Genomic DNA, 15,679 nt, shown 5'->3' on the forward strand with positions numbered 1-15,679 from the left:
GTCGCTCATCCTGAATGGTCGGTGAGGCCGGCCAGGGTGTTGGCCTGTTCGCGGGTGCGTTGCGAGGTCTGCTCGGTCAGCTCCGAGGATTCCCGCAGCGAGGCGATCAGCGCTTTCAACGAGCCGACTTCGCCCGACTGCTGCTGGATATGCTCGGCGACGGCGCTGATCGCCTGGGACAGGCGATCCACGTCTGCGCCGATCTCCGCGGCGTTCTTGTGGGTGATCTGGGCGAGGTTGCGGACCTCGTCGGCGACCACCGCGAAACCGCGCCCCAGCTCGCCGGCGCGGGCCGCCTCGATGGCGGCGTTGAGCGCGAGCAGGTTGGTCTGCCCGGCGATCTTCTGGATCACCTGGACGATCGATTGGATGCGCAGGCTGGAGTCGGACAGCTCGTTGGCGCTGCTCACCACGGCCTCGCCCTGGGCACTCAAGGCGCTCACGGTGCTTTCGGCCTGTTCGGTGACATCGCCCTGACGGCGGATGGTGTCGGTCAGCGAGTCCATGCTGTGGTGCAGCTCGAAGGCATGTTGGCGCAACTGTTCGCCGATCTCGCGCTGGCGCGCTTCGGCTTCCTGCAGCACTTGACCCAGGTCGGCCAGGCCGCGGAACACCGGGCGAATGGATTCGTCGAGGCCGGCGTCGTCGATGTTGCTGACGTAGTCGTGACGCTTGAAGGCCTCGATCTGTCCGACCACCACCTGGCTCAGGCGGGCCAGCTTCTTGATCTGGCGGCGTAGGAAGAAGGCCTTGAACTCGCCGTAGTGGATGGCGAAGCGGTCGCTGTAGTCGTCGCTGAAGGTACTGCCTTCAGGGACGTGGAAGAAGAACACGGCGGTCAGCGTCTGGTTGAGGTTGAGGCCGAGTATTTCGCCGAAGGTCGAGAAGCCGACCACCGGCGTCTCACCGAATACGCCGCCCATGCGTGCGAGTTCGGCGCCATTGTTCAGGCGCCGCAGGATGCAATCGTTGAGCAGGCCGAACAAGGGCCGGCCTGACTTGCCCTGGAGAAACCGTGAGAAATCACGCTCGGTGCTCTCGCGCAGTGGCGTACGCCGCACCATGACCAGTTCCTCGCCGGGTGCCACGTCGCAGAACATGTGCACGATTTCGCGTTGCAGGTCGATACGTGCCACGGAGCGGACGAACAGCTCTTCGCCCACGCGAATGGCGAAGGAGTAGTCGGCGAGGCGTTGCTCGAGATCCCCGGGCGTACAGGAGAGGGTTTCGCAGAGGCCCGAGACCAGGCTGGTGACGTTGCCACGGGCGTCCACGACCTGACGGATGCAGCGTTCCTCCAGGGAGGCGGTGAGCACGCTGAAGGAAACGGTGGTTGGCTCGAAGTTCTGGCTCTTGAACACGCCGAAGCGAATCTGCGGTGCGCATTTGAGGAATACCACCAGCGCATGGTTCTCGTAGCGCTGCCGGCCATCGTGCAGATAGGTGTGCTGGAAGTCGCCCTTGCCGCCGGCGGAGCCACCGACGAACAGGCAGGGAAAGCGGCCCGATTCGTAGAGCGCTTCCATGAAGAAGGATTCGGAGGCCGAGAGACCATCGAAGAGCACGTAGGCGAGGGTGTCGCGGGCATCGATGGGGGTATTGACGCGCAGGTCGCGCAGACGGCGGGTGAGCTGCTCGATACGCTCGCGCAGCGAACGGCGGGGGCCGCCCTCACGGATGTCCTGGCTCTCCAGGGGCACGCAGGCGACTTCGGCGCTGGCGATCACGCTGGCGTCGAAGAATGCCAGGACGATGCCGTCCCAACTGCCATCGGCGGCGCAGTAGAGCCGCTGTGCATCCGAACAGAGTTCGCCGGCGCTACTGCTCAGGGCCAGCGGCACGTCGCTGAAACGTTGGCGGATCTGCCGTGCCACCTGGTCGATGTCCAGGTGGGGGGAGACGTAGCCGGTGACGAAGCTGGGCCTGAGGTGCAGCGCGCCGAGCTGAGCCGGCAATTCGTTGAAGCGGCAGTGGATGCGAGCGGTGGCCGTGGCCGGCTTGGCGCGAAGAAATTTCTTCATTGTCTGAACCTGCGTCAGTAACCCTGAGTGCAGGATACATCGCCGTCCGCGACTTGTTCCTTCGTCGAGTGCCAAGACGGCTCAGCAGAGGAAACCACCGTCCACATTGAGCGCCGTTCCGGTGGTGTAGCTCGATGCCTCGCTGGCGAGGTAGAGCACCGCGCCGGCCATCTCCTGGGGATCGGCCACGCGTTTGAGCGGAATGCGTGCCAGGGCCATGTTGAGGATGGCGTCGTTGCCGGTCAGTGCGGCGGCGAAGCGCGTGTCCGTCAGCCCGGGCAGCAAGGCGTTGCAGCGGATGCCGAAGGCGGCGCACTCCTTGGCGAAGACCTTGGTCATGGCGATCACCGCGGCCTTGGTCACCGAGTAGATGCCCTGGAATTCGCCGGGCGATACGCCGTTCACCGAGGCCACGTTGATGATGCTGCCACCGCCGTTGCCGCGCATCAGCCGGCCTGCCTCGATGGACATGAAGTAATAGCCGCGGATGTTCACGTCCACGGTCTTCTGAAAGGCGGCGAGGTCGGTGTCCAGCACGTTGCAGAACTGCGGGTTGGTGGCAGCGTTGTTGACCAGGATGTCCAGCCGGCCGAAGCGTTCGCGGATCTCGCCGAAGAGCTTGCCGATCTGCTCCATTTCGCCGATGTGGCAGGCGATCGCGGTGGCCTTGCCGCCGGCCTCGGTGATGGCGTCGGCAACCGCCTGGCAACCGTCCAGGCGACGGCTGGCGACGATCACTTCGGCGCCCTGGCGGGCCAGCAAATGGGCGATGGCTTCGCCGATGCCGCGGCTGGCGCCGGAGACGAGGGCGATCTTGCCGTCGAGGTCGAAGAGATGGGTCTTGTCCATGGGGCTTCCTCGTGCGGTTACAGCGCTGAGCGTTCGACGACCTGCAGCGCCATGCGTTCGAGCAGGGCATTCATCTGCACGAAGCTGGCGAAGCGGCTGTCACGTGTCTGGCCGTGGTGATAGCGGTAGTAGATCTGCTGGACGATCGCAGCGAGGCGAAACAGGCCGCAGGCGTAGTAGAAATCGAAGTTGTCGATGACGATGCCGGCGCGTTCGGCATAGTCGCGTACCAACTGCGCGCGGCTGGGCATGCCCGGCGCATTGCTCGGCTGGCGGCGCAACTGCTGCACCGGCGCAGGGTCGTCCGCCTCGATCCAGTAGGCGAGGCTGTTGCCCAGGTCCATCAACGGGTCGCCGAGGGTCGCCATTTCCCAGTCGAGCACGCCGATGATGCGCAGCGGCTCCTGCGGGTCGAGGATCAGGTTGTCGAAGCGGTAGTCGTTATGCACGATGCCGGGCTGCGGATGATCCGCCGGGCGCTTGTCGTGCAGCCAGCGGCGAACGTTCTCCCAGCGCGGTGCGTCGTCGGTCAGTGCTTTTTCATAGCGCGCATCCCACCCCTCCACCTGGCGCTGCACGTAGCCCTGCGGCTGGCCCAGCTCGCCCAGGCCGCAAGCCTGGTAGTCGACCTGATGCAGCTCCACCAGGCGCTCGACGAAGCTCAGGCTCAGGCGGCGCGTCGCCACGGCGTCCAGGCCCAGCTCGGGCGGCAGGTCGGCCCGCAGGATAACGCCGGGCATGCGCTGCATGACGTAGAACTCGCTACCGATCAGCGAATTGTCGGTGCAGTGCAGGTAAGCCCTCGGGCAGTAGGGGAAGGCGCTGGAGAGGCGTTGCAGGATATGGAACTCGCGGCCCATGTCATGCGCCGAGCGGGCCTTCTGGCCGAACGGGGGGCGCCGCAGCACCAGTTCGCGATCCGGGTAGTGCAGCAGGTAGGTGAGATTCGAGGCGCCACCGGGAAACTGGCTGATGCGCAGTGGACCTTGCAGCTCGGGTAGCTGCGCCTTGAGGTAGGCGTCGATGGTCTCGACGTCGAGTTCCTCGCCGCTACGCATGGCGATGGAGGGATCATTCATGGGCATGCCCGTTTCCTTGTCGTTATCGGGGCAATCGGATGTCTCGGCAACAGACCCTAACGCCTCGCGGCAGACGCTCACAAGCTGTCCCAGGGCGATATAGATCAGCCTTCTGATACTAGATCAGCGGGCCTGATCGCAGGTCTTGCGGGGCTTTCAGAAACGACGAACCGGAGCACAGGGCTCCGGTTCGGAAGGCTCGCGTGGGGGCGCGACACTTTGACCCGACGAGGGTCAGACGGGGAACAGTTCGCCCAGCTTCATGGCGAGCATCAGATCGCCCTCGGCACGCAGCTTGCCGGCCATGAAGGCCTGCATGCCGTCGGTCTCACCGCTGGTGATGCCGGCGAGGGTTGCGCTGTCCATGATGAGGGTGACGTTGGGGGCTTCGGCGTCGCCCTGAGTCAGGTCGCAGGTGCCGTCCTTGACCGTCAGGTAGTAGTTCTCGGCGTCTTCGATCTGGAACTGATAGACCAGGTCCAGGCCGGCAGCGGCGCTGGGGTTGAACTTGGACTGCATGTTTTTCACGATGTCTGCGACGTTGCTCATGGTGAGGTCCTTTTTATCGTTACGGGTCGTGGCGGCTCAGCGGTAAGTGATGAGCGCCGGATCTCGGGTCTGCTGCAGGTGCGCAAGGCTGTTGAAGCAGGCCAGGGTCGCTTCGCGGTTACGAAAGCGAAGTTGGGTCAGCGAGGTGTTGCCAATCTGCCAGTTGAGTTCGAAGGCCTTGGCCGCGCTCAGCCCGAGCAGGCGCTGCAGCACGGCGGTGATGGTGCCGCCAGATGTGAACACGGCGATGCGCTGGTGGTTCTCGGCAGTGGCCAGGATGCGCTGCAGTGCCGCGTCCACCCGCGCCACGAAGTCGCTCCAACTGATCAGACCGGAGCGCTGTGCCTCGCTGCTGGTCCAGCGCTCGATGACCCAGGCGAAGAGGCGTTGGAATTCGGCTCGGTGCTCATTGGCGTTGCGCAAAATGCTCAACGCCTCGGGCTCGTGCAGCAGCAGATCGGGCAGGTGTACGCGTAGCACTTCGTCGGCGGGGAATTCGTCGAAGTCGGCATCTTCCTCCAGCACGGGAGCGTTCGGCAGGCGTCCCAGCGTGGCCTCGGCGGTATCTCTCTGGCGCCGCAGACTGCCACTCAGCGCGCGGTCGAATTGCAGACCCTGGGCTTGCAGGCATTCGCCAAGCAGACGCGCCTGGCGCAGGCCATTCTCCGCGAGCTGGTCGTAGTCGCGGGCACCGAAGGAGGCCTGGCCGTGTCGTATCAGGTAGATGCTGCCCACGTCGCGTGCCCTGCGGCATTGTGTTGCAGCGCAGAGTAGGGGCAGTGGACGAAAGCTGTCAATCGGTAGTCATACGTTTGTTTGAAATGCCTGTTGGCATCGCTGCCGTTGGCTGCCCGGCAGCCGCGTCGGTATGCTGGGGCGCAGAGAATGCAACGCTCCCTGGAAGTCCGGGGGCATCTTTTCGAGGAGATACGAGTGGAGTTTCTTGCCGATTACGCCGGCTTCCTGGCGCGCGTCGTCACCATCGTCGTGGCCATCCTGGTGGTGCTTTTCTGCATCGCTGCCTTGCGTGGCCGTGGGCGTCAGCGCGGCGGCCAGTTGCAGGTACACAAGTTGAACGACTTCTACCGGCAATTGCGCGAACGGGTCGAGCAGGCCGTGCTGGACAAGGACCAGCTCAAGGCGCGGCGCAAGGCCGAGGCCAAGGCGAACAAGCAGGCGAAGAAGGCCGGCGAAGAGAAGCCGAGGGTCTTCGTGCTGGATTTCGACGGTGACATCAAGGCCTCGGCGGTGGCGCAGATGCGCCACGAGATCAGTGCGGTACTGAGCATGGCCACGCCGCGTGATGAGGTGGTGCTGCGGCTGGAAAGCGGCGGCGGCATGGTGCATGGCTACGGTCTGGCAGCCTCGCAGCTGGCACGCATCCGCCAGGCGGGGGTGCCGCTGACGGTGTGCGTCGACAAGGTGGCGGCCAGCGGCGGCTACATGATGGCCTGCCTGGGTGAGAAGGTCATTGCCGCGCCCTTCGCAGTGCTCGGTTCGATCGGTGTGGTCGCGCAGTTGCCCAACCTGCACCGTCTGCTGAAGAAGCACGAGGTGGACGTGGAGATCCACACCGCCGGTGAGTACAAGCGCACCCTGACGGTATTCGGCGAGAACACCGAAAAGGGGCGGGAGAAGTTCCGCGAGGAGTTGGAGACCACCCACGAGCTATTCAAGAACTTCGTAGCGCGTTACCGTCCCCAACTGGCCATCGACGAGGTCGCCACGGGAGAGGTCTGGCTCGGCCAGGCCGCCCTGGGCAAGCAGCTGGTCGATCAGTTGGCCACCAGCGACGAATATCTGGCCGAGCGGGCGCGCGAGGCGGAGCTGTTCCAGCTCGCCTATCACGAGAAGAAGAGCCTTCCCGAGCGCTTCGGGGTCGCCGCCAGCCTGGCGGCGGACCGTGTGTTGCTCAAGGCCTGGGAACGGTTGAATCAACGAATCTGGCACTAGTCCGGGCCCGCTCGGGCGGTAGGAGGCAAGTATGAGCACATTCAAGGCGCTGTGGGTCGAGCAGGGCGCTAATGGCTTCACCCAGCGTGTGGTCGAGCGCGACACCGAACAGCTGCCGGCCGGCGATGTGCTGGTGCGGGTGAAGTATTCCTCGCTGAACTTCAAGGACGCGTTGTCCGCCAGCGGCAATCGTGGGGTGACCCGTGAGTATCCACATACGCCGGGCATCGATGCCGCCGGGGTGGTGGAGCGTTCGGCGGTGGCCGAGTTCGTCCCCGGCGATGAGGTGATCGTCACCGGCTACGACCTCGGCATGAATACCGCTGGCGGCTTCGGCCAGTACATTCGCGTGCCTGCCGCCTGGTTGCTCAAGCGACCCCAGGGGCTGAGCCTGCGCGAGGCAATGATCCTCGGCACCGCCGGTCTCACCGCCGCGCTGTGCGTGGACAAGCTCGAGCGCGTGGGGCTCGATCCCAAGGCTGGACCGGTGCTGGTCACCGGTGCCAGCGGGGGAGTCGGCAGCGTCGCAGTCGCCTTGCTGTCGCGCCTTGGCCACGAGGTGGTGGCGGTCAGCGGCAAGGCCGAGCAGCATGAGTTCCTGCGCGGGCTGGGTGCTTCCCAGGTGGTCGGTCGCGAGGTGTTGCTAGAGGGCAGTGCCAAGCCCCTGCTCAAGGAGCAGTGGGTAGGCGCGGTGGATAGCGTCGGCGGCGATATGCTCTTCAACGTCGTCAAGTCGCTGCGCCGTGGGGCCAGCGTGGCCTGTTGCGGGCTCACCGCCGGCGTCGAGTTCCAGGCCAGCGTGCTGCCCTTCATCCTGCGTGGGGTGAACCTGCTGGGCGTCGATTCGGTGGAGATTCCGCTGGTCTACAAGGCCTTCATTTGGGACAAGCTGTCGCTGCAGTGGAAGCTCGATAACCTCGACACGCTGGCTCACGAGATTGGCCTGAACGAACTGCCCCAGGCCATTTCGCGGATGCTCGCCGGCGGCATGGCCGGGCGCGTGTTGGTGAGTCTGGACTGACGTTGGCGCGGGTCAATGTTCCGCCGTTCGCTGACAGGCAAAGTGACACCTCTCGTTTCCCTGGAGGTGTCACATGCAAAGATTCAAAATTGTCGTCATCGGCGCCGGTGAAACCGGCACGCCGCTGCTCAAGCAGTTGCTGGGCGCATCCTTCGTCGATCTGCTCGGCGTTGCCGATCTGGACCCGGCCAGCCCCGGCATCGCCCTGGCCGAGTCACGCGGCGTGCGTGTCACCAGCGATTTCAACGAATTGGTCGCGCTCGGTGAGCAGATCGACATCATCATCGATGCTACCGGTCAGCCCAGCGTGCGCGATGCGTTGCGCAACCAATTGCAGGCCAGCGGAAACCGTCACACGCTGATCATGCACGAGATGATCAGCCTGCTGTTGATGTCGCTGTCCGCCGGACGCTTGGTGGAAACCAAGCACGACGCGCTCCATTACTCCTGAGCCGCAGGCGGGGCTTTCCGCACAGGCCGTGGGACGTCGTCGGGTCAATCCATTCCCATGAAGCCGCCGGTCTGATGTCGCCACAGGCGCGCATACAGGCCGTCGCGCTCGATCAGTTCGGCGTGTCGGCCACTCTCGACGATGCGCCCGCCATCCAGTACCACCAGCCGATCCATGCGCGCGATGGTCGATAGACGGTGGGCGATGGCAATCACCGTCTTGCCCTGCATGAGCGTGTCGAGGCTGTCCTGGATCGCCGCTTCGATCTCCGAGTCGAGGGCCGAGGTGGCTTCGTCGAGCATCAGGATCGGTGCGTCCTTGAGCAGCACGCGGGCGATGGCGATGCGCTGGCGCTGGCCGCCGGAGAGCTTGACGCCACGCTCGCCGACCTGCGCGTCGAGTCCCGTGTTGCCGTGGGCGTCGTGCAACTGGCCGACGAAGTCGGCGGCACGCGCCTTGCGCAAGGCGTCCCAGAGTTCCTCGTCGCTGGCGCCGGGGCGTCCGTAGAGCAGGTTCTCGCGGATCGAACGGTGCAGCAGCGAGGTGTCCTGGGTCACCATGCCGATCTGCGCGCGCAGGCTGTCCTGGGTCACCTGGGTGATGTCCTGGCCGTCGATGCTGATGCATCCACCCTGCACGTCGTAGAGGCGCAGCAGCAGGCTGGTGAGGGTCGACTTGCCGGCGCCGGAGGGTCCGACCAGGCCGATTTTCTCGCCGGGCAGCACGTGCAGGTCGAGTGCCTGGAACACCGGCTTGGCGGGGTCGTAGGCAAACGCCACCGCGTCCAGGCGCACGTCGCCCTGGCTCACGCGCAGCGCCTGGGCGTCATCGCTGTCGGTGAGCGTCAGCGGTTGGGTCGTGGTGCGCATGCCGTCCTGCACGGTGCCGACGTTCTCGAAGATGCCGTTGACCGTCCACATGATCCATTCGGACATGTTGTTGATGCGAATCACCAGCCCGGTGGCCAGCGCGATGGCGCCGGTACTGATCTCGTCCTGGCTCCATAGCCAGAGCGCGAGGCCGGTGGTGGAGGCGATCAGCAGACCGTTCATGCAGGCGATGCTGATGTCCATGGCACTGATCAGCCGCGACTGCTCGCGGAAGCGTTCGACCAGCTCGCCCAGTGCGCCACGGGTGTAGTCCTCTTCCTCGCGGGTATGCGCGAACAGCTTGAGGGTAGCGATGTTGGTATAGCCATCGACGATCCGTCCCATGACCTGGGAGCGGCTCTGCGAGGCCGCCGCCGAGCGCTGGCGCACGCGTGGCACGAAGTAGCGCAGGGCGGTGAGGTAGCCGAGGATCCACACCAGCAGCGGCAGCATCAGCCGCGGGTCGGCCTCGGCGAACAGCCAGAGGGCGCTGCCGGCATAGATGAGCACGTGCCACAGCGCATCGACCACCTGCACCGCGGAGTCGCGCAGTGACGGGCCAATCTGCATGACCCGTTGCGCCAGGCGGCCGGAGAAGTCGCCCTGGAAGAACTGCAGGCTCTGGCGCAGCAGGTGGCGATGGTTCTGCCAGCGCACCAGGTTGGTCAGGTGTGGCGACAGCGCCTGGTGCACCAGCATGTCGTGCACGGCGTAGAGCAGCGGCCGAAGAAGCAGCGCAACGGCGGCCATCCACGCCAGTTCGCTGCCATGCTCGGCGAAGAAACGCGAGGGCGTGGTGGCCTGGGCCATGTCGATCAGCCGGCCGAGGAAACTGAACATCGCCGCTTCGACCAGGGCCGCGAAGAAGCCGACCACCAGCACCGCCACCAGCACCGGCCAGACCTGCCTGAGGTAGTACAGGTAGTAACCGAGGATGCGCGCCGGCGGAAGGCCGGCAGGGGCTGCGCGGAAGGGGTCGATGAGCCTTTCGAAGCGGCGGAACAGCATCGGGATTCCTGGTCAGGGTGCCTTACAGACGAGTTGCGGAGATCAGCAGCACCGGTTGACGCGGTACGTCGGACATCATCCCGGTGCGTCCGGTGGGGACGCGGGCAATTTGGTCGACCACGTCCATGCCGCGGACTACCTTGCCGAATACGGCATAGCCGAAGTCACGGGTGCCGTGGTCGAGGAAGGCGTTGTCGGCCTGGTTGATGAAGAACTGGCTGGTGGCCGAATTGATCGCCGAGGTACGCGCCATGGCGAGGGTACCGCGCACGTTGTGCAGGCCGTTGTCGGCCTCGTTCTTGATCGGCGCGTTGGTGTCCTTCTGGCGCATCTGCGGGTCGAAACCGCCACCCTGGATCATGAAGCCCGGGATCACCCGATGGAACAACGTGTTGGCGTAGAAACCGGCATCCAGGTAGCCGAGGAAGTTGGCCACGCTGACGGGGGCCTTGTCCTGCATCAGCTCGACTTCGATGTCACCCAGGCTGGTCTTGAGCAGTACGTGGGGATTGCCGGGCGCGGCCTGCAGCAGACCGCAGAAGAGCAGGGTGCAGAGGCCGAGGGTGAGTTTCTTGAGCATCGGGCAGGTCTCGTTCAGTGGGAGGGCGCGGACAGTGGCGCCGCGAAGGGCGCATCCAGCGGGGCGGTATCGAACGTCTGGATCAGCTCCAGGAGAATCTTCGAGGCCGGCCCCAGGGGCTTGTCCTTGTTGGTATAGAGGTAGAAGCGTGGATGATGCGTGCCGCCACGCTCCATCGGCAAGGGCAGCAACTCGCCATCGGACAACTCCCGTTCGATGAGGTGCCGCGGCAGCCAGGCGAAGCCCAGTCCGCTATGTACGAACTGCACCGCCGTGGCGAGGCTGGCGACGGTCCAGCGCTGCTCGGCGCCGAGCCAACCGACATCGCGGGGCTGGGCGCGGCCAGAGTCGCGGATGACCACCTGCATGTGCGCTTGCAGGTCGGCAAAGCTCAGGGTGCGCTTGAGTGCATGCAGCGGGTGTTGCGGGTGCGCGACGGCGACGAATTCGACGTTGGACAGTTCGCTGCCGAGGTGGCCGGTGATCGGCAGGCCGCTGATGGCGACATCGGCCAGGCCTTCGAGCAGGACCTCTTCGACCCCGGAAAGCACCTCTTCGCGCAGGCGGATGCGGCAGCCGCGGCTACGCGGCATGAACGCCCCGAGCGCACGCAGCAGCCGCGCATTGGGATAGGCCGCGTCCACCACCAAACGGACTTCGGCTTCCCAGCCCTGTTCTATCTGATGCGCCAGATCCTCCAGTTGTCCGGCCTGCTCGACCAATTGCCGTGAGCGGCGCAGCAATACTTCGCCAGCTTCCGTGAGCACGGCGCGGCGACCCTCCAGACGCAGCAAGGGAACGCCCAGTTGCTCCTGCATGCGCGCGACGGTGTAGCTCACCGAAGACTGCGAGCGGTGCAGTACCTCGGCGGCCTGGGCGAAGCCGCCTTCGTCGACCACGGCCTGCAGGGCTCGCCATTGATCCAGGGTGACGCGTGGTGCCTTGTTCATGCCTTCGCTCGGAACCGTTACGAGGGGTTAATTATTCAATTTATCGATTGTTTTCACCAGAATTTTTACCTTTTTTATCGGATTGCCTGGAAATAAGCTTTGCCCATCGTCAAGCCAGCCTCTTCCAGGAGTTACCCAATGTCCCGCGTTCTCGTCATCCAGAGCAGTGCCCGCCAGCAGGATTCCGCCTCCAATCAACTGATCGAGCGTTTCCTGGCGAGCTGGACCCGGCAGCATCCGCAGGATTAGGTACAGATTCGTGATGTCGCCGCCGAACCGCTGCCGCACCTCGACATGGACCTGCTGGCAGGCTGGATGACGCCCGCCGACGGGCAGAGCGACACCCAGCGCGCCGCCGCCCAGCGCTCCGACCTGCTGACCGAGGAATTGCTCGCTGCCGACCTGCTGGTGCTCGGTGCGCCGATGTACAACTTCGGCATTCCCAGTGCGCTCAAGGCCTGGTTCGACCACGTGCTGCGCGCGGGCGTGACCTTCAAGTACACCGAGACCGGCCCGGTTGGCCTGCTGAAGAACAAGCGGGCCGTCGTCATCAGCAGTCGTGGCGGTATCTACGCCGGCGGCGAACTGGATCGCCAGGAGCCCTACCTGCGCCAGGTGCTCGGTTTCATCGGTATCAATGACGTCGAGTTCGTCTTCGCGGAGGGGCTGAATCTAGGTCCAGAGGCCGCCGCCAAAGGCCTGGAGAAGGCCCATGCCCGTCTCGACGCATTGAGTTGATCCCTTCTTCTGCACTTGTCGCTCCTTGAGTGCTTGCCCGGCTGTGCCGGGCTTTTTCTTGCCTGCTGTTACGGTTCTTCGAACGAGCACTGCGCTAAGCTGCGCGCCCGCTTTGGAGAGCTCATGGCGACAGCACGACAAGAATTCATCCAGGGCATGCGCGATACCCTGCCGCTGGTAGTGGGCGCGATCCCCTTCGGCATCATCTTCGGCACGTTGGCTGGCGCCGCGGGTTTCTCCGCCTGGCAGGCGCTGGGAATGTCGCTGCTGGTGTACGCCGGCTCTGCGCAGTTCATCGCGGTCAGCCTGGTGGCCGGTGGGGGGGGTATGGCCGTGCTGTTGCTGACGACCTTCGTCGTCAATCTGCGGCACGCGTTGTATAGCGCCACCTTGCAGCCCTTCGTGCGTCACTTGCCGCTGCGCTGGCGGACCTCCCTGGCGTTCTGGCTCACCGACGAAACCTTCGCCGTCGTGCAGCAGCGTTATGCGCGCGCCGAGTCATCGCCTCATGCGCACTGGTATTTCCTGGGCTCCTGCCTGGCAATGTATGGCAACTGGCAGTTGTGTACCCTGGTGGGCGTGCTGTTCGGCCAGGCGGTGCCGAATCTGGCTTCCTGGGGCCTGGATTTCGCGATGATTGCCACCTTCGTCGGCATCGTCGTGCCGTTGCTGCGCAATCGTCCGCAGGTTGCCGCTGCGCTGGTGGCCTCGGCGGTGGCGCTGCTGGCTCATGGACTGCCCTATAAACTGGGGTTGCTGGCTGCTGCGGGGGCGGGGATTGTGGTCGGCATGCTGCTCGAAACGCGTGCCGCGGCACAGGAGGCGAGGGCATGAACCTCTGGCTCTTGATCGCGGGCATGGCCGTGATCACCTTCGTCATTCGCTATAGCCTGTTCGCCTTTCCGCACCTGCGTTTCCCGCCGCTGATGCGTCGCGGCCTGCATTACGTGCCCACTGCGGTGCTCTCTGCGATCATCGTGCCGGCGATGCTGCTTCCCGATGGCGAGCACCTGTGGTTGGCCTGGAACAACGCCTACCTGCTCGGGGGACTGGCGGCGATCGCCATCGCTATCTCCACCCGGCATCTGCTAGCGACCATTGGCGGCGGCCTGCTGGTCTTCTTTCTGCTGCGCTGGGCATTCGGTCAGTTGCCATCCTGAGCCGGCATGAGCATGACAAAGCGGGTAGCGCTCGTTAAGATGCCGTCCGCGACCGGCAACCGGCCGCCTGCGTCCCCTTAGTTCAACGGATAGAACAAGCCCCTCCTAAGGGCTAGATGCTGGTTCGATTCCAGCAGGGGACGCCATTCTCTTCTGCCTTCCTCTCTGCGCTGCTATGTGAACACGGTCTCGTTTCCGTCATGGAACCGGCGTCAGAAAAAAGCATGGCACAATGCCATTGACCATCTGGTCAGCCGAAGCTATTAATGCGTTGCCACTACCGTCGGTCATGTTGGTGGAACTCACAGCCCGTCTCGGCGGGCGTCTTGAAAAAAGCCGATGGATGGTGGCTTGTCGCTATCGAGCGACCCCTTTATAAAGCGCCGGAACGAGGGTTCCAGCTAAAAAACAACCAAAGGATTTACCTCCGATTCGGAGGGTTGAGGTACCAAGGAGCAGATCGAGAAGTACCCAGCGATAAAGTCTGACAAAGAGCAGATGCGCTGGGGCCAAGGCGGCTTCACACGCCTTGGCGATGCGGCAGGGTCGTCGGAGCGACCCGCGCTATTTTTCCTCTCCTCATGCGTCAATCAGCATGCTTGCGGGCATTTCTCGCCCGACGGTGTGCGCGTATCTGACAGCAATTCTTTTTGGCCGATTTATTTCGGCCCGGGCGCCCTTGCGCCCAACGATTTGCCAAGGATTGTTCGGTTCGCCTTCTGGGTGACCGTGCCCACGTGTGCTTCAACACCAGAGAATCGAAGAATGCCCGCCGTATTTCGACGTCCGCATTGCCTGCCCCGCAAGTCTTCCTCGCCACTTACTGATAGCAAGGTTCCCATGTCCTATTCCCACGTACCGGCGAAGGCGCTGCTGTGCGCCCTCGGTTTTGCCGTGATGACGGCCAACGCAGCAATGGCTGCCGAAAGCACCACCCAGGCGCCCCAGGCCCAGGCCTCCCAGGCACGGGTGATGGTCAAGGCCGTCGCGTTCAGTGGTAACCGCACCTTCAGTGATGAGCAACTGCAGGCCCAGGTCAGTGGGGAGCTCGGGCAGGCGATGACCCTGGCGGAGATGAAGGCGCTGGCCGCCAAGGTCGAGGCCTACTACCACGCCGCCGGCTACAAGCTGGTCAAGGTGGTGGTGCCCGCCCAGGACTTCGCCAACGAGCCGGCGCTCAAGCTGGTGGTGCTCGAAGGCTGGCTGGGGCACGTGCAGGTCACCGGCGCCAAGCGCTTCTCCAGCGAACAGGTGGTCGAGGCGTTGAATGCCGGTGGCGTGGTGGCGGGCAAACCCTTCACCCTCGAGGAAGTCGAGCGCGCGTTGACCCACCTCAACCGTCTTTCCGGCATCGAGGTCAGTTCGACCCTGCAGCCCGGCAGCGAGACCGGCTCCACCGACCTGGTGGTGGACGTCACCGAGGAAAACCGCATCCAGGGCGCCCTCGAAGTCAACAACTACGGCAGCAAGGACACCGGTGAGTACCGCGTGATGCCGACCCTCAAGTTCGCCAACCTGACCGGGCATGGCGACGAGGCCAACGTGCTGGCGCTCACCTCGCTGGGCGAGGGCGACCTCTGGTACGGCTACGTCGACTACAGCCTGCCGCTCAATGCCCGTGGTACCAAGGCGCGTGCCTACTACTCGCAGGGTAACGTCGACGTCGGCAACACCTTCCGCGTACTCGAGATCGAGGGTGACAACAAGGGCTGGGGTCTGGGCGTGTCCCAGGACTTCGTACGCTCGGCGCGCAGCATCATCACCGCCGAAGCCTGGCTGGAATCCCAGGACCTGGAGCAAAGCATCCTCGGCATCCGCACCGCCGAAGACAAGATCCGCAAGCTGCGCTTCGGCCTGAACCTCGACAACTCCGACCTCTACGGTCGCACCCTGGCCTCCGTCGGCCTGCACTACGGGTTGGGCGAAGCGCTCGGCGGCATGGACGACGACTCCACCATGTCCAGCCGCGCCGTGGCCGAGGCGGACAACCGCTTCACCAAGTTCACCTTCGACGTGGCCCGTCTGCAGCAGCTGACGCCGCGCTTCCTGGTCATCCCGCGCATCGCCGGGCAGTACTCCCTCGACTCACTGGTCTCCAGCGAACAGTGGGGCATCGGCGGCATGAACTCGGTGGTCGGTCACGCACCGTCGACCTACTCCGGCGACCACGGCATCACCGTCAGCCTCGAGGGTCGTTACCAGATCCTCAAGGATGACGACCGCTTCCAGTTCACCGCGCGCATCGACCATGGCCAGGTCTGGCTGAAGGAAACCTACGTCGATCAGGACGACCACCAGGACCTGACCGGCGCGGCCATCGGCGTGCTGGCACGTCCGATTCCGAGCGTGGACCTGCGTCTGGACGTAGGCATGCCGCTCAGCGAAACCACCGAAGACAGTTCCTACATCTACGCCCAGGCGCGCTACCGCTTCTGAGCCCGGAAACCACAC

General features: G+C 64.5%; 14 protein-coding genes, 1 tRNA gene and 1 pseudogene. 8 read left to right on the top strand and 8 right to left on the bottom strand.

All coding sequences use genetic code 11. The features are described from left to right. Positions 1 to 5: 5 nt before the first annotated feature. From ACYRGX_RS11170 to ACYRGX_RS11190, 5 genes are all read right to left on the bottom strand, one after another. Positions 6 to 2,021, bottom strand: coding sequence for an FIST N-terminal domain-containing protein (locus ACYRGX_RS11170; RefSeq protein WP_473052558.1), 2,016 nt, complete (start codon positions 2,019 to 2,021; stop codon positions 6 to 8). Positions 2,022 to 2,102: 81 nt separating this feature from the next. Continuing rightward, positions 2,103 to 2,870: an SDR family oxidoreductase gene (locus tag ACYRGX_RS11175; protein ID WP_473052559.1), complete on the bottom strand. Its 768-nt coding sequence runs from the start codon at positions 2,868 to 2,870 to the stop codon at positions 2,103 to 2,105. Between the two features lie 17 nt (positions 2,871 to 2,887). After that, entirely contained in the window at positions 2,888 to 3,955 is a 1,068-nt protein-coding gene (locus ACYRGX_RS11180) for a phosphotransferase family protein (protein ID WP_473052560.1), read from the bottom strand. Positions 3,956 to 4,183: 228 nt separating this feature from the next. Then, positions 4,184 to 4,498, bottom strand: coding sequence for an SCP2 sterol-binding domain-containing protein (locus ACYRGX_RS11185; RefSeq protein WP_473052561.1), 315 nt, complete (start codon positions 4,496 to 4,498; stop codon positions 4,184 to 4,186). Positions 4,499 to 4,534: 36 nt separating this feature from the next. After that, the gene (locus ACYRGX_RS11190) at positions 4,535 to 5,233 is read right to left on the bottom strand and encodes a histidine phosphatase family protein (RefSeq protein WP_473052562.1); all 699 of its coding nucleotides are present in this window, start codon (positions 5,231 to 5,233) and stop codon (positions 4,535 to 4,537) included. Positions 5,234 to 5,431: 198 nt separating this feature from the next. Here ACYRGX_RS11190 and sohB point away from each other — a divergent pair, with 198 nt between their 5' ends. The 3 genes from sohB to ACYRGX_RS11205 all read left to right on the top strand — a co-directional run bounded on the left by sohB (position 5,432) and on the right by ACYRGX_RS11205 (position 7,923). Further along, on the top strand, positions 5,432 to 6,451 hold the full coding sequence (sohB, locus tag ACYRGX_RS11195) for a protease SohB (protein ID WP_473052563.1): 1,020 nt from the start codon (positions 5,432 to 5,434) through the stop codon (positions 6,449 to 6,451). Positions 6,452 to 6,482: 31 nt separating this feature from the next. After that, positions 6,483 to 7,472: a YhdH/YhfP family quinone oxidoreductase gene (locus tag ACYRGX_RS11200; protein WP_473052564.1), complete on the top strand. Its 990-nt coding sequence runs from the start codon at positions 6,483 to 6,485 to the stop codon at positions 7,470 to 7,472. 73 nt (positions 7,473 to 7,545) lie between these two features. Next, entirely contained in the window at positions 7,546 to 7,923 is a 378-nt protein-coding gene (locus tag ACYRGX_RS11205) for a hypothetical protein (protein WP_473052565.1), read from the top strand. Positions 7,924 to 7,967: 44 nt separating this feature from the next. On the opposite strand, the gene ACYRGX_RS11210 is transcribed toward ACYRGX_RS11205, so the two are convergent. The 3 genes from ACYRGX_RS11210 to ACYRGX_RS11220 are packed head-to-tail and all read right to left on the bottom strand — an operon-like array spanning position 7,968 to position 11,330. Next, on the bottom strand, positions 7,968 to 9,800 hold the full coding sequence (locus ACYRGX_RS11210; protein WP_473052566.1) for an ABC transporter ATP-binding protein: 1,833 nt from the start codon (positions 9,798 to 9,800) through the stop codon (positions 7,968 to 7,970). Between the two features lie 22 nt (positions 9,801 to 9,822). Beyond that, positions 9,823 to 10,380, bottom strand: a complete 558-nt coding sequence (locus ACYRGX_RS11215) for a peptidylprolyl isomerase (RefSeq protein WP_473052567.1) — start codon at positions 10,378 to 10,380, stop codon at positions 9,823 to 9,825. A 14-nt stretch (positions 10,381 to 10,394) separates the two neighbouring features. Beyond that, the gene (locus tag ACYRGX_RS11220) at positions 10,395 to 11,330 is read right to left on the bottom strand and encodes a LysR family transcriptional regulator (protein ID WP_473052568.1); all 936 of its coding nucleotides are present in this window, start codon (positions 11,328 to 11,330) and stop codon (positions 10,395 to 10,397) included. Positions 11,331 to 11,468: 138 nt separating this feature from the next. Between ACYRGX_RS11220 and ACYRGX_RS11225 the strand changes: the two are divergent. From ACYRGX_RS11225 to ACYRGX_RS11245, 5 genes and pseudogenes are all read left to right on the top strand, one after another. After that, positions 11,469 to 12,068, top strand: a pseudogene (locus ACYRGX_RS11225) (FMN-dependent NADH-azoreductase). Positions 12,069 to 12,191: 123 nt separating this feature from the next. Next, positions 12,192 to 12,902 carry an AzlC family ABC transporter permease gene (locus tag ACYRGX_RS11230; RefSeq protein ID WP_473052569.1) on the top strand — a complete coding sequence of 237 codons (711 nt, stop codon included), beginning with the start codon at positions 12,192 to 12,194 and terminating at the stop codon, positions 12,900 to 12,902. Continuing rightward, on the top strand, positions 12,899 to 13,228 hold the full coding sequence (locus ACYRGX_RS11235) for an AzlD domain-containing protein (RefSeq protein ID WP_473052570.1): 330 nt from the start codon (positions 12,899 to 12,901) through the stop codon (positions 13,226 to 13,228). Before ACYRGX_RS11230 ends, ACYRGX_RS11235 begins: the two co-directional genes overlap by 4 nt. A gap of 71 nt (positions 13,229 to 13,299) precedes the next feature. After that, a tRNA-Arg gene (locus ACYRGX_RS11240) sits at positions 13,300 to 13,374 on the top strand. Positions 13,375 to 14,068: 694 nt separating this feature from the next. Continuing rightward, the gene (locus ACYRGX_RS11245; RefSeq protein WP_473052571.1) at positions 14,069 to 15,664 is read left to right on the top strand and encodes a ShlB/FhaC/HecB family hemolysin secretion/activation protein; all 1,596 of its coding nucleotides are present in this window, start codon (positions 14,069 to 14,071) and stop codon (positions 15,662 to 15,664) included. Positions 15,665 to 15,679: the final 15 nt, after the last annotated feature.

This window comes from Pseudomonas sp. R4-15, from assembly GCF_055768815.1.